Raw genomic sequence first — 12,857 nt, 5'->3', positions numbered from 1 at the left:
TTCAATCTTGAGGGGAAGTCGCTTGAATCGACTCAGCATCATCCTGCCTGCGAAAAATGAAGGGCCTGCCTTGAAGGATCTTCTGCCTAGGTTGCGAACGGCCCAGCCGGATGCCGAGATCATGGTAGTGGACGATGGTTCCACGGATGATACCCGTAATATCTGTGCGGCCAGTGGAGTGAAATGCCTCTCCTCGCCTTACTCGATGGGAAACGGTGCCGCGATAAAACGCGGTACGCGGGCGGCATCCGGCAATATCCTGGTATTCATGGATGGTGATGGTCAGCATGATCCCGCTGATATCACGCGACTGCTCGAAAAATTGGAAGAAGGCTACGATATGGTGGTTGGTGCACGTGACTGGAGTAGTCAGGCGGGCGTAGGGCGTGGTGTAGCCAATACACTTTATAACTGGCTGGCTACCAGGATGACCGGTCATGTTGTTGCAGATCTAACCTCTGGCCTGCGCGCAGTTCGTGCTGGGAAATTCCGCGAGTTCATTCATTTGTTGCCTAATGGATTCTCATATCCAACTACGAGCACTATGGCGTTTTTCCGTAGTGCCTATCCTGTTGCGTATATCCCTATCAAAGCGGCCCAGCGAATTGGCAAGAGTCATATCAAGCCGATACGGGATGGTCTGCGGTTTTTGTTGATTATATTCAAGATTGCAACGCTCTATTCGCCTTTGAGATTATTTGTTCCTGCGAGTGCGCTATTTTTTGTCTTAGGATGTATGAATTACGCGTGGACTTTTATGCGTTACGGCAGGCTAACGAATATGAGTACGCTGCTTTGGAGTGCTGCCGTAATTGTCTTCTTGATTGGTCTGGTTTCAGAGCAAATCACCGCATTGACGTATAACAGCATTAAAGATCATGAAGGTTCGTAAGCATGGCTACCGAAGGCGCTAGAACGTCAGTAGTTGTTCTAGTCACAAGTTCGTTTCCAATACATAACGATGGCAGCGAAGCTGCGGGATCCTTTGTCGCTGACTTGGCCTGTGCATTGGCTTCATATTACCAAGTACGAGTTGTTGCACCTGGTATCTCGACTAGTTACGAATATTGGTGTGATGGTGTAGAGATATATCGGTTTGCCTCACCTGAAAAGCCCTTGTCGACGCTCAAGCCATGGCGTCTGATAGATGCTCTTTGGATAGGGCGGGTACTTCTGGGAGGGCAGCGAGCAACAAATAAGGCGATGCGAGGTGGCATTGTAAGAGCCATTGCATTATGGGGATTGCCTTGTGGTGAATGGGTCCGGCGGTCGGCGTCTAAAGCTCGCGTTCCGTATACTGCATGGATGTTGGGTAGTGACGTTTGGACCCTTGGGCGAATACCGCTGCTTCGTTCAATGCTGCGACGAGTAATAAGGCAGGCAGATGTCGCCATAGCGGATGGCTATCAACTCGCCGATGATGCGAGTCGGCTTGCCAATGCACGCGTTGGTTTTCTTCCAACTACCCGAGCGCTCCAATCCTGTTCTTCATATCCTCCTCGAACATTCAAGCCATATAGGCTGTTATTTCTTGGTCGCTGGCATCCCAACAAAGGAATTGACCTTTTGTTGGATGCGCTGGATTTCTTATCCGAGTCGGACTGGCTATCTATCGAATCTATTGAGATTCAAGGTGGAGGTGGTCTTGATCGTCTCGTCAAAGATCGTATTAATAAGCTGGTTAAGGAATGTCGACCGGTTATCCTTGGAGGATATCTTTCGAAGTCTGAGGCGGAAGATGCCATTTCACGTGCTGATTGGATTCTCATACCATCCAAGATCGAGAGCATTCCGGTCGTTTATTCGGACGCGATGAAGCTGGGGAGGCCCATCGTATGTACCCCGGTAGGAGATCTGCCACGCCTGGTAAGATCTTTCGGGTGTGGGATACTGAGCGCAAAGGTTGATCCACAAAGTTTTGCTTTGGCCTTGCGCGATGCATTGCATGCAGATGCATCTTCTTTCGCTAAGTATACGGAAACTGCTGCCAAGGAGTTTTCCCTTGGACACATAGCAAATCAGCTTATATCAAGCGTGGTGCCTGAGTGAGTAGTATTCGAGAAACTTGGGAAAAGCGAGCAAAAGCTAATCAATACGATCTAGCTGGCGTCTTGTTCCGGAATCTCTCGATCAAAGCAAATAAGGCAATTCATAATTGGCATTGGTGGATTGTGAAGCAGATCCTTTTGCCAAGGATACCTAGTGGTGGCCGGCTGCTTGATCTGGGTGGAGGCTATGGAAGGTTGGGATCGTTGGTTTCTCGGGAGCGGCCTGATATCGAGCTGGTGGGGCAAGATCTGGCATTGAGCTACTGCAGGCTCTATAGGGATGTCACTCCTTGCGTGCAGGGCAGTATGTTTTCGTTACCGTTTGCTGAGGCCAGCTTCGATGGAGTGTTAGCTATTACATGCTTGATGTACGGCCAGCATCAGGTCTTTGAAGCCTTAAAGGGTATTCACTTAGTTATGAAGCCAGGTGGCGTCCTTTTAGCCCTGGATCCTGGGAAGGAGATGCAGCAAGTCATATCCTTTGTTCGGAGGAGAAAATCTGAATCTCCCACGGGTGGAATTGGTTTCAGGCTCGCTGAATACATATCCGCGTGTCAACGCGCAGGGTTTCGGATAGTGAGTACAGGAGGGAACCCGTTTCTTTCTATGGCATTGCTTATGCCTGGAGTGGCTGCATCAAGCAAACAAAAAGTAGAAGCTTTGCTGGCTTGGGTTTCTAGGCGTGACCAATTTGAATCTGGCTATTCTGCTTTAGCGCTCCATAGATGGATGCTAGGAGTTAAGGAGTCAGCTGCTACTGCTTTTATAGGCTAGCTCTTAGTCGAAGTGGGGGGGGCGATTCTGATGACTTTTCCTTAGACGATGAACAATGGGCAGGCTGGCCAAGCCGCATGCGACATAAGGAACAGTCATGGCGATCCTGTCCAGGGTAGCCCATGTGGCGGCAATTTCGGGGTGTACGCCAGCTAGGACTAGAAAATATCCAAGGCTTAAGTCGCGTGCTCCCAATCCCATAGGAATCATCGATACGACTCCTGCCAGCCGTGAAACGACTAGGCCGACGAAGGCCAGTCCCCAGTCTATGTGGGAAGTAGGCAATGCATTGCCAATGCACTGCAGGCGCCAATAGGCAAGCAGGATGCCAAGCGCAGCAATTAATGCCACTAGCCCAGCCCACTTTAAGGAGGGTCTGCTGGAGCGGGCTAGCTCTTTAATCAAGATGGAGCCACGATGTTTTAGAGTGCGCGCTCCCAACGCTGCCACTACAATGATCGTCACCGCAACCGCCGCTATTAGAGGCCATGGGGCTTGGCTTCGTGTGGCTTCAAAGATATCAGGTGCCCATAAAAGCAGCGATGTAATAGCAGTAACTGCGAGTATGCCGTAGCTCACGATTGACTCGATTAAGGCGGCTGATACTGAAGTGGCATATGGAACACTGAGCCAATGCTGTTGCAGCCATATGCGCAAGGGAATGCCTGCAGGTAAGGGAATCATCGCATTCGAAGTGGCACTTGTCGTAACAATCGCCAATAATCGCAAGTAGCTTTCGTCTCGTCCAACGGCACGAAGCGAGAATTTGGCGATCCAGGGATTTGTAAGTTCTTGTGCGATTGCGAAAAGCAGCGCCATGAGCAGGGGCGTCCACTCGAGGGTATGCCAAGACAATTGGCCTCCTGTTGCAAAGAGGCGTTGTAGAACAAAAAAAAATCCGGCAATCAATACAGCTGTAATTGCCCAATGGCGTTTGTCTCGTTTCATGCCGTTGGATTCAGTTTCTTCTGTCTGCTATAGAAAATTGCCAATATCCAAAACGAGATTGGATTGGAATCTCGGGAAGCAGCTGAAGGCGGAGCGGGAATGAAAACTCTTTTTGAGTTACAAAGTTGCTTCTGGCCAACATGGATCTCAAGTTGAACGCGTTGTAGCTCACGATGTGTTCGTCGTCAATTTCCACGTCACGACCGAGTGCGAGTCTGGCAAGACGAACAAGGGAATAATCATTTGGAACCGAAATAATGATTCGATTCTTGGCTACACGCGCCGCTTCTCGGATGGCTTGCCCTGGCGCATCGAGGTGCTCGAGAATTTCGCAGAGCACCACGATATCGAAAGTCCGATCTAAGAAGGGCAAGCTTATGGCTGAGCCACGAACCATGCCGCCATCTATGTCACACCCTACATAATTGATGCTAGGTGATAATGCATTTCTTAGGCCTTGTTGGCCACATCCCATATCTAGGACGCTGCCAAAGCAAAATTGCGCTACCTTTCGGTAACGCCAGAGGTCAATTCTGCTGATGGTTCGTTGAAGCATTTACAGTAGCTCACTCAAGGCCGAGGATAAGGTGGCGACTTGTCCCCGCAGTGAAAATTTATTACGTTGCTTTATTACATTGCTTCTAAGACGATCGATCTGCCCCGGTTCCCTTAATATCATTTCCAGCGATTTGATCACACTGTCGTGGTCGGTGGGTGATGCGCAAACTCCGACGCCAGTTTCTGCAATTAGGTCTGACAGTGCGCCAGGCGGAGTGATAGCAAAAATCGGCAAGTCCGCTGCGAGATATTGGAATACTTTCGATGGGATGCAGTAGGATTTCGAAGAGGCGACGAGCGTACTTATTCCCATGGACGATTTCTGTAGCTCGCGCTGGACTTGAGCAAACGAGATATAGCCCTTGAATGCGGCAACTTCGTTAGTCAATGCGTGTTTTGTGAGGCTTGTGTAATAGTTGCTTGGTCCATAGTAATCGATTTGCAACTTGCCTCTGAGCTCTGGCTCTCGTTTCGCTAACCGATGTGCCGCACGCGCTACGAGCGCTGGATCTTGCTCCCAATTCAATAAGCCCGCATAAATCAATCGAGTGACACTGGTTGCGGTGGCTGTGGTCTTTTGTTGGGTGATATCGGGGTATCCATTGTAATAGATCAGATCTTTTCGACTTGCTGGATCTAGGTCATAGTGCTTCTGCATATCTTGCAGGGATCTTGAGGTCGACGTAGCAATGAGCGCGGATTGATGCACGCAATCCTTTGGTAATCCAAACTCGTTGTCCCTGAAGTCTAGGACAAGAGGTAATCCGCGCTCCTTGGCTATCTGGCAGGCAATGAGGGCATTGCTTACCGGAGGGACTACGGCGTAAACGATGCCTGGCACGTCAATGACCCGGCGGGTTTCCTCCAAGGCGGGTGGTATCCATTGGCTGAATGGATCTCTTTGCAACCCAGCGAGATACGCAAGCTCGGTAGCGATGCCCCCGGTATAGGGCACGCCGTATCGTCTGACATTTGGACCCAAGACATCGAGAAGCGATGGATCCGTTTGATAGTTGCGTAGCAGCCCCCTTGGGCGGTCTGCGCAAATGACTCTTACATTCCAACCTTCATCCCCAAGATAGCGCGAAAGATATGAGCGATTGACGCCATCTGCTCTCCCCAGAGGGGCGAAATAAAAGGAAATGAGGTATAGCGTCTTTGTCACGTTCCATGTTTCCGTAGGTCGTTAGTGTGATGGCGTGGCAGGTCGCTAGTGGGACTCCATGAGCGCAGAAAGTTCGTCGATGGTTCCACTCAGGCGTCCTCCAATGTTCAAGGATGACAGCTTTTGCATGGCCTGCATTGCTTCCTGTTTCTGGCCTTGGCTGACTAGCATTCTGATGAGTGTTATCCAGTAAGCTGGCTCTTGAGGCGCTGCGTGCGTGGCCTCTTGCAAGAGGCTCAAGCCAAGAGGTCGATCATTCAAGATGTTCCAGGCGTACTCGCCATACATTGCGAGTAGGCGGGCGCTGGGATTTGGATGCGAGAGCGCGGCTAAGTAAGCAGCGGTCATTCGTCGGTTAGGTAGTTCGCAATGACCTTCGCGGGCACACTGGGTAAGCGCACCCAAGGAGCTTTCGTCTTGTACCGTTGGCTTGTGTTTGCTGAGTTTGTTAATGAGGCTATCCCACCAAGCGTCCTTTTGAGCTAGTCCCATGCGCGAATTCATGAAGATTAGCGCCTGCTCCGGCAAGATCGATGAATTAGGTAGAGTGGCGGCCTTTTCCAGTGCCTCATATGCGTATTGTGTGAATGGCGAGGTGGGATCATAGTGTGAATAGATGATGTAGGTGCGGCCAAGCTCATATTGGGCTCTTGGGGAATTTGGAGCACGCATTGCCAATTCCCGCGCCAATCGGAGAGGGTCACCCCATGCTTGCGAAGTCATCCAAGTATTAGCTGCCCAAAATAGTATTAGGCAAATAAGGATTGAACGTCGAGCAAGCGGGAGTGATTCCACATATTGAGGCGCTTCTTTCTCATTCTGATCCGTATCGGATGATGCGTGAAATTTGACAAGCCTTCCTGGAGGAATGCCGAGCATATAGGGAACGATGGCCAGCATTACGCCATAGCTTGCGAAGTAGTTTCGATGTTCGAATACAAGTTCAAGAGGAATTATCGTTGCTGTCGGTAACTGGCAGCCTAGGAAGAAGGCGATGCCTATCGCGACAAGTGGAAGGTAGCGCCTGATGCCTAGTACGGAAGAAGCAAGTCCAATAAGTATTGCGAGGCTGGCAATGGTCGTCCAGGGTGCTATCAGGCTTTGTGAGGCCTGGAAGTCATCGTGATAAAAGGAGAGTGTTTTGAACGTGGGCAATATGGTCCAGGCCAAATAGTCGACCACGATACGTGTTTCGCTAAGAAGGCGGGTCTTCAGTGAGAAGCTTCTCGTTGCCCAGTGCATAGGGTCTAACACTTGAGGCAGTGTCCAGGCCAAACCCACTGCTAACGGTATGTAAAGGACACAGATAAAGAGTCCGATAATTCGCCAGTCAGATTTTCTTGGCACACTCTGTTGCTTATTGCTTCGACGCGGTTTTGTGATGAGAAGCCACTCTGTCAGGGCGGCATAAAGAGGCAACATTACTGCCGTCTCTTTAGCAAGCACTCCGACGGCCGTAAAGCCAATCAAACTTGCAGCGCAAAGTAAAAAGCCTGGCGAAGTCAAAAAATGTTTTGGCTTCGCTGAAGGCTCGGACAACATCAACTGCCGTCCTTTCAAGTACACGATAAGGCCCGCAACAATGAAAAGATTTGCCAAGGCCTCCATCCGTTGCACGATATAAAGAACGCCTGTGAGATTAATGGGAAGGATCATCCAGCAGCCGGCGACGAGGGCTGCGGTGGTGATTTGGCGACGTTCGGATATCTGTCCTTGCCCTGCTGCAGGGGCGGTCACTGCACTTAATAGTGCTCGAGTCAAGAAGAAGAACAAGATGCCATTACCGAAGTGAATGGCCAGGTTGGTGATCTTCATCCAATAAGGATTGAGGCCCGATGCCAAGTAGTTTGCAGCAAAACTTAGAGAAGACAGGGGGCGTTTCAGGTCGCTTGATGGCGAAGAAAGGGCTGCCCGGATTAGGTTTGGCAGGCTCGCGTTCACGGGCTGAACGGCTTGGTTGTCAACGATATTTGGGTAATCATCAAATATGAATGAACCGGACAGACCGGGCCAATACACAATGGCGGCGAGAAAGAGCGCAAGCATGAGTGCGCAGACAGAAAGCCCAGCTGATGACTTAAATACTTTCATTGGGTATTTATTTTTCATGCTTCTCTTTTGTGTCTGCCGTGAGCGTTTCTTTTAAGTGAGCTAATTCATGGGGCCAATAGTGTTGCTCCCGAAGTATCCATGCGTGAAGCATCGGCATGCCAACTGGTGGCTGGGCCGGTGGAGGTAGGGTATCGAAATATGACAGGTGGGCTAGCCCAAGCTCGGGTTGCCCTGCTGAGCCCAAGAGAGCAGCCTGCTCCAAAGCCGCGTCAGGCCTCGGCTGCTGAGCCAAGGCCCGATTGAACGAGTTCAGTGCCGCCTGTGGGGCTCCTTCGGCAAGTTCAAGCAAACCCTCAAGATGGTCTAGGTCTTGTCTTTTCCCGGGGAGTGCTTGCCAATAGGAGTTGTCCTGGGCTGACCGGAGAAGCATGGCGGCGGTATCGAGATCGAGGCCTACACATGAGTAGCTGCGTGCAAGAGATATCAGGTCGTTAAACCAGTGGTAAGTTAGTTCAGAGCCCGATTTTGCATGGCTTAATGCATAGGACAGCGCGTGTATGGTCTCGGGTCTTACGCTTCCTAGTTTGCACTCGGCTCCAATGAGATTAACTGGAACTTGGATGTCGAGTGGATTGATGGCTAAGGCCGCTTGAAGACGCCGAGCTGCAAGACCTGATCTTCCATGAGCTATTTCATATGAGGCCGCATTGGCTTGGGCTCTCGTGGATGTTGAATTTATAGATGCCCAAACATTAGCCAATAAATAGCCGTCACCCCATTGCGTGGCGTGCAAGCGAGTCAAGATCGCCAAGAGGCCTAGTACTATTGCTGCAAGTAGAGATTGGATCTTTGTTGGATATAGATTTGTAAAGATTGCAATGCTGACTGGCCAGAAGAGCAGGGTTGCAGGTAGATAATTGCGGTGTTCATAGTACAGCTCCAAAGGAATCCAGGTGCTTTCAATAATATGACCTGCAAAGTAAAAGAGTATTGTGAGTGCCCACGTTGGATGAGTTCGGTGTAACCTCAATCCGAGAATGATAAGGCCTGCAATGAGCAGCATGCAGGGTAGTGTAGTCCATGGATGCATCAATCCAGTTGAAGCCTGGATGGCATCATTGAATAATCCTCGTGAAGAAGATCGCGGTATGGCGAGTCGAACCAGATATTCAGTTATGACTCTTGGTTCGCTTAATAGCCGTTGATAGACGGTCCAAGACCTTGTTTCAGCCGCGCTCTCCATCGACGAGGGGATTTTGGCGACCAGCCAAATAATAAGAAGCAGGCTTGGTATAACTAGAAGAAGGTAAGATGCATAGCGATAGACCCGAATTGTATTGCTTGATGCGGATGCGTTTGGTGCCAATATGGTTGAGTTGACTACCAATAAGAGTAGTGGAAGTAATGCCCCGTTGGCCTTGCTCAATACTGCTAGTGGTGTGCAAGCCATGATTGCTATTCCCATCATGGCTAGGCCGCTTCGCCTCGAGTTGGATAGTAGTCTGTTATAGCCTTTAACCCAGGCAACCAACGCAAGTAGCGTGAAGGTTGCTGGCAGCATAGCCTCTCGCTGTACGATATACAGCGTCGTAGATACAAAGAAGGGATGTAGTAGCCAGATACCGGCGCCAGTGATAGCGGCATTTTGGCTAATCTTCTCAGGTAGCTGCAATACCCTGCCAAGTAGCAATAGTGCCCAGACGAGCAAGGTTCCATTGAGCAAATGAATTAGGACGTTGGTGTGCTTAAATGAAGCAGGAGAGGCCGGCCAGTCTTGCGCATCGAGTAAAAATGTGGCCAGAGCTACAGGCCTGCCGGTAACATCAGCATTGCCTGAAGTAATGTATCGTGCGAAAGCGTTGATGTTATCTATTGGTCCGGTGGCCCCTAAGGCAGGCAAATTACCAAAGTCATCAAAGAGAAAATCGCCTTTAAGCCCGGGCTGATAAGCGACCCAGGCTATAATCAATATGAGATAAAGCGCTATGATTTGGGGAAGGGCTCGCATTGCTTCTGCTATGTCGAAAAAAGAAGGGCCGCCTGTGGCGGCCCTTCTTTTTCTTGAAGCTGGTTTTAAATGCCCAGCCAAAATTGCCAAATTAACGGCACGAAGACGGCAGATACTTGGTCGACAAGTTGGCCCCTGCCTTGCAAGTCCACTGCACGCTGCCCGCGTTGGTAATCGCCGACAGGATGAGCACTGCGGGACCGGCCGACAGCTTGGCGTTGGCTTTTGGGCCACCATAGCTCACTTGGATCTGACCCTGCGTGGTGCCGCCATCGACCTGCGAAACATAATTGCCATTGATGCTCGCTGCTGCTGCAAGGCCAGCTGAACCATTCGAGGTCGGAAACTGCCCCTTGTTCGAGTAATACTCGGCTAAGGCGGTCTTCGCACCATCGGCCAACGAGAGTCCTTCAGAAACTTGTGAGCGGATGGTGTAGTCCTGATAAGCCGGGATGGCGATGGCAGCCAGAATCGCGATGATCGCCACGACGATCATCAACTCGATCAGCGTGAAGCCCTTTTGCACGTTCTTCATGATGGTTCCTCTGTCTTGGTTAGCTAACCGTAGTTATTGCCCCCTGAGCCCCAGTCCCGAATCCCCCTAGGCGGGATTGGTCCCAATACTTGCGGTCGGAACGACCAGGAAGCTCGCGGCATGTCAAGCAGCTTATATGCCATGGCTGCCGCTTTTATATTCCCGCATATCAACGGGAAAGGGGATTGTGCACACCATCACGAATGGTCACAAGCGTACAAGACAGGACTGGGTTTGAGGCACGAAACGTGATGTGTATGGCACCATACTGCTATTCAGTTTAGGGCGAAAAGTGACGCGAAGCGTCACTTTTCGCCAGTGGGACTGGCAAGGATGTTAGGCTAGCACACCTGAGTGCTAGCTACTGTCTACAGGTCGAGGGCAGATACTTGGCTGAGAGTGTGCTACCTGTGCATACCCATGTGATGCTGCCGACGTTGGTTACCGGTGAAAGAATCAGTGTTTGCGTTTTAATGGCGGCGTTAGCTTTGAGGCTGTTGAAGGAAACCTGTATTTGGCCCTCGACAATATTCACGCCGGAAACGTAGCTGCCTGAGATTGAGGCAGGGGCTGCAAGGCCCGCAGACTGATTTTCTGTGGGAAATCGTCCGGTGTTAGATACAAAGTCCCATATAGCGGCTTTGGCTCCAGTGGCCAAGCTCATGCCCTCGCTCACCTGGGCTCGTATCGTGTAGTCCTGATACGCCGGAATGGCAATGGCGGCAAGGATGGCGATGATCGCCACGACGATCATCAGTTCGATCAAGGTGAAGCCGGCGGAAGGGCGCTGGCGGTGCATGTGGGAATCCCCTGGTTGTCTCGAGGATGCCAAGGCACGTTTTATACCAGCACCGGTCGCCTACGTAATGAGTAAGCGTTTTCGTACGAGAAGCTGCGGGAATCGTGAACCATGCCGCTCTTTTTTGGCGGCAAGAAGGCCTCAGCCAGCATTCTTCATCCACCGCCTCATCACCGGCGTCAACGCCAGCGCCCCTACCGCGGCAGCCAATCCCAGCCAGATCATGTGCTGGAACAACTCCCCATACTTGGCCGTCGCCACGGCCAGGTCGATCTTGCCGTCGGCGGGAAGGTCCAGGGCGGCGAACTTGCCGAAGATGGAAGCTAGCTGCTCGGAGAACGAGGTGCCCAGCCACCAGGCGCCCATCATCAGGCCGGCTACCTGGGGTACCGAGAGCTGGGTGACGGCGGACAGGCCGATGGGGGCCAGGGCGACTTCGCCGATCTCGATCAGCAGGTAGGCCAGCACGATCCACCAGACGCTGCCCAGCGCATCGGGCGTGACGGTGTCGTTGCCCAGCAGCAGCGGCAGGAACGACAGGCCGGCAAAGGCCAGGCCGATGGCGCTCTTGGCCGGGGTGGATGGGTTGAGGCCGTGCCGGTCGAGGAAGGGCCATAGCCAGGCCATCAGCGGGGAAAGCAGCACGATGAACAGGGCGCCCAGGTAGGTCAGTGAACTGGCGGTCTGTGGCAGCACGATGCAATCGCGCACGATCAACGCGAGCCCCATCACGGTCAGGCCGCCAAGCAGGATAGCCGGCAGGCGCTGGCCGCGCAGGCGCAGGGCAAGGGCGATCACGAAGGGGCACAGCAGCAAGGGCAGGGTGGACCAGGGCACCGGGTGGCCCTCGCGGATCACCAGCGAGGGGAACAGGTCCTTGGTCAGCATGCGGTCGTTGAACAGTACCCATGAGCCATAGGTCTGCTCGTACAGCGAGAAGAACAACAGGCAGATGGCGGTGAAGAACACGCAGGCCAGCATCTGGCGGCGCTGCACCGGCGTGCAGCGCGCGGTGACATACCAGCCCAGCCAGCCCAGCCACGACAACATGGCCAGCACCTGCAGCCACAGCACGGCATCGCCTAGTTGCATCAGCGCCCACAGCACCGGCAAGGTCAGGGCAGCACCGAGGTAGATGGCCCACTCCACCGTGATCGGGCCGAACACGCGGCGACGCAGCGCCTGGGGATTCGGCGGCTCTGCATGTCCTTGCAGGTATTTCTGCCCGGTAAGGAAGACGGCCAGCCCCGCCAGCATGCCGATGCCGGCCGCGCCGAAGCCGTAGCCCCAGCCATAGGTGTCGCCCAGATAGCCGCAGATCAGCGCGGAGAATAGGGCGCCGACATTGATGCCGGCATAGAATAGGGTGAAGCCGGCGTCCAGGCGGGGATCGTTCTCGGGATAGAGCTTGCCCACCACGGTGGAGATATTCGGCTTGAGGAAGCCCGCGCCGCTGATGATCAGCGCCAACGACAGGTAGAACACGCTCAGCGCAAACGCGTCGCGATGCACCACGCCATCCGGCCCGACCGTGGCCGCATGGCCTTCCACTGCCATGCCCAGGTGGCCCAGGCACAGCAGGATGCCGCCGAGCGCCACCGCCTTGCGCATGCCCAGGTAGCGGTCGGCCAGCAAGCCGCCGAGCAAGGGCGTGGCATAGACCAGGCCGCCATAGGCGCCCAGCACGGACAGGCTCTCGGCGTCCGAGAAGCCGTGGTGCTTGATCAGGTAAAGCGCCAGCAGCGCCTTCATGCCGTAGAAGGAGAAGCGCTCCCACATTTCGGTGAAGAAGCAGACATACAGCCCCTTGGGATGGCCGAACAGTTCGTCGGCGTCGACCCGGATGGCCGTCGTGCCGGACAGGGTTGGGGCGATGGCGTCGGTCATGCGGCAGGCCGGGCGTCAAAAGCAGGAGTATACCGGCGCCTTCCGCCTTGGCCTGGGGCCGTGTGGGAGCAGGAACCTGCGGT

11 protein-coding genes are annotated in these 12,857 nt (G+C 53.0%); 3 read left to right on the top strand and 8 right to left on the bottom strand.

From position 1 onward, the window contains the following. Window positions 1-22: 22 nt before the first annotated feature. The 3 genes from MJ605_RS12005 to MJ605_RS11995 are packed head-to-tail and all read left to right on the top strand — an operon-like array spanning window position 23 to window position 2,822. A complete protein-coding gene (locus MJ605_RS12005) occupies window positions 23-892 on the top strand; it encodes a glycosyltransferase family 2 protein (protein ID WP_243041762.1) in 870 nt (289 codons plus the stop codon). A 2-nt stretch (window positions 893-894) separates the two neighbouring features. Next, complete coding sequence (locus MJ605_RS12000) at window positions 895-2,049, top strand: glycosyltransferase (RefSeq protein WP_243041761.1); 1,155 nt, start codon at window positions 895-897, stop codon at window positions 2,047-2,049. Continuing rightward, window positions 2,046-2,822 (top strand): methyltransferase domain-containing protein, encoded by a 777-nt coding sequence (locus MJ605_RS11995; protein ID WP_243041760.1) that lies wholly within the window; start codon window positions 2,046-2,048, stop codon window positions 2,820-2,822. The genes MJ605_RS12000 and MJ605_RS11995 overlap by 4 nt, the downstream gene beginning before the upstream one ends. A gap of 3 nt (window positions 2,823-2,825) precedes the next feature. On the opposite strand, the gene MJ605_RS11990 is transcribed toward MJ605_RS11995, so the two are convergent. The 8 genes from MJ605_RS11990 to MJ605_RS11955 form a co-directional block, all read right to left on the bottom strand. Beyond that, window positions 2,826-3,770: a lysylphosphatidylglycerol synthase transmembrane domain-containing protein gene (locus MJ605_RS11990; RefSeq protein WP_243041759.1), complete on the bottom strand. Its 945-nt coding sequence runs from the start codon at window positions 3,768-3,770 to the stop codon at window positions 2,826-2,828. Between the two features lie 10 nt (window positions 3,771-3,780). Further along, entirely contained in the window at window positions 3,781-4,326 is a 546-nt protein-coding gene (locus MJ605_RS11985) for a class I SAM-dependent methyltransferase (RefSeq protein WP_243041758.1), read from the bottom strand. Further along, window positions 4,327-5,493 (bottom strand): glycosyltransferase family protein, encoded by a 1,167-nt coding sequence (locus tag MJ605_RS11980; protein WP_243041757.1) that lies wholly within the window; start codon window positions 5,491-5,493, stop codon window positions 4,327-4,329. Window positions 5,494-5,538: 45 nt separating this feature from the next. Continuing rightward, on the bottom strand, window positions 5,539-7,602 hold the full coding sequence (locus tag MJ605_RS11975; protein WP_243041756.1) for a hypothetical protein: 2,064 nt from the start codon (window positions 7,600-7,602) through the stop codon (window positions 5,539-5,541). Then, window positions 7,592-9,553 (bottom strand): tetratricopeptide repeat protein, encoded by a 1,962-nt coding sequence (locus MJ605_RS11970; RefSeq protein ID WP_243041755.1) that lies wholly within the window; start codon window positions 9,551-9,553, stop codon window positions 7,592-7,594. The genes MJ605_RS11975 and MJ605_RS11970 overlap by 11 nt, the downstream gene beginning before the upstream one ends. 91 nt (window positions 9,554-9,644) lie before the next feature. Further along, window positions 9,645-10,088, bottom strand: a complete 444-nt coding sequence (locus MJ605_RS11965; RefSeq protein WP_243041754.1) for a pilin — start codon at window positions 10,086-10,088, stop codon at window positions 9,645-9,647. A gap of 361 nt (window positions 10,089-10,449) precedes the next feature. Then, window positions 10,450-10,887, bottom strand: coding sequence for a pilin (locus MJ605_RS11960; RefSeq protein WP_243041753.1), 438 nt, complete (start codon window positions 10,885-10,887; stop codon window positions 10,450-10,452). A gap of 141 nt (window positions 10,888-11,028) precedes the next feature. Then, a complete protein-coding gene (locus MJ605_RS11955; RefSeq protein ID WP_243041752.1) occupies window positions 11,029-12,774 on the bottom strand; it encodes a peptide MFS transporter in 1,746 nt (581 codons plus the stop codon). Window positions 12,775-12,857: the final 83 nt, after the last annotated feature.

It is taken from the genome of Dyella sedimenti (assembly GCF_022760995.1).
Lineage (GTDB): Bacteria > Pseudomonadota > Gammaproteobacteria > Xanthomonadales > Rhodanobacteraceae > Dyella > Dyella sedimenti.
This window is presented reverse-complemented; position numbering and strand designations above follow the sequence as displayed.

What these genes read in the sequence shown, in the direction of transcription:
- MJ605_RS12000 (WP_243041761.1), top strand. Translation starts at nt 895, where the DNA reads ATGGCTACCGAAGGCGCTAGAACGTCAGTAGTTGTTCTAGTCACAAGT.
- MJ605_RS11990 (WP_243041759.1), bottom strand. Translation starts at nt 3,770, where the DNA reads ATGAAACGAGACAAACGCCATTGGGCAATTACAGCTGTATTGATTGCC.
- MJ605_RS11985 (WP_243041758.1), bottom strand. Translation starts at nt 4,326, where the DNA reads ATGCTTCAACGAACCATCAGCAGAATTGACCTCTGGCGTTACCGAAAG.
- MJ605_RS11975 (WP_243041756.1), bottom strand. Translation starts at nt 7,602, where the DNA reads ATGAAAAATAAATACCCAATGAAAGTATTTAAGTCATCAGCTGGGCTT.
- MJ605_RS11970 (WP_243041755.1), bottom strand. Translation starts at nt 9,553, where the DNA reads ATGCGAGCCCTTCCCCAAATCATAGCGCTTTATCTCATATTGATTATA.
- MJ605_RS11965 (WP_243041754.1), bottom strand. Translation starts at nt 10,088, where the DNA reads ATGAAGAACGTGCAAAAGGGCTTCACGCTGATCGAGTTGATGATCGTC.
- MJ605_RS11960 (WP_243041753.1), bottom strand. Translation starts at nt 10,887, where the DNA reads ATGCACCGCCAGCGCCCTTCCGCCGGCTTCACCTTGATCGAACTGATG.
- MJ605_RS11955 (WP_243041752.1), bottom strand. Translation starts at nt 12,774, where the DNA reads ATGACCGACGCCATCGCCCCAACCCTGTCCGGCACGACGGCCATCCGG.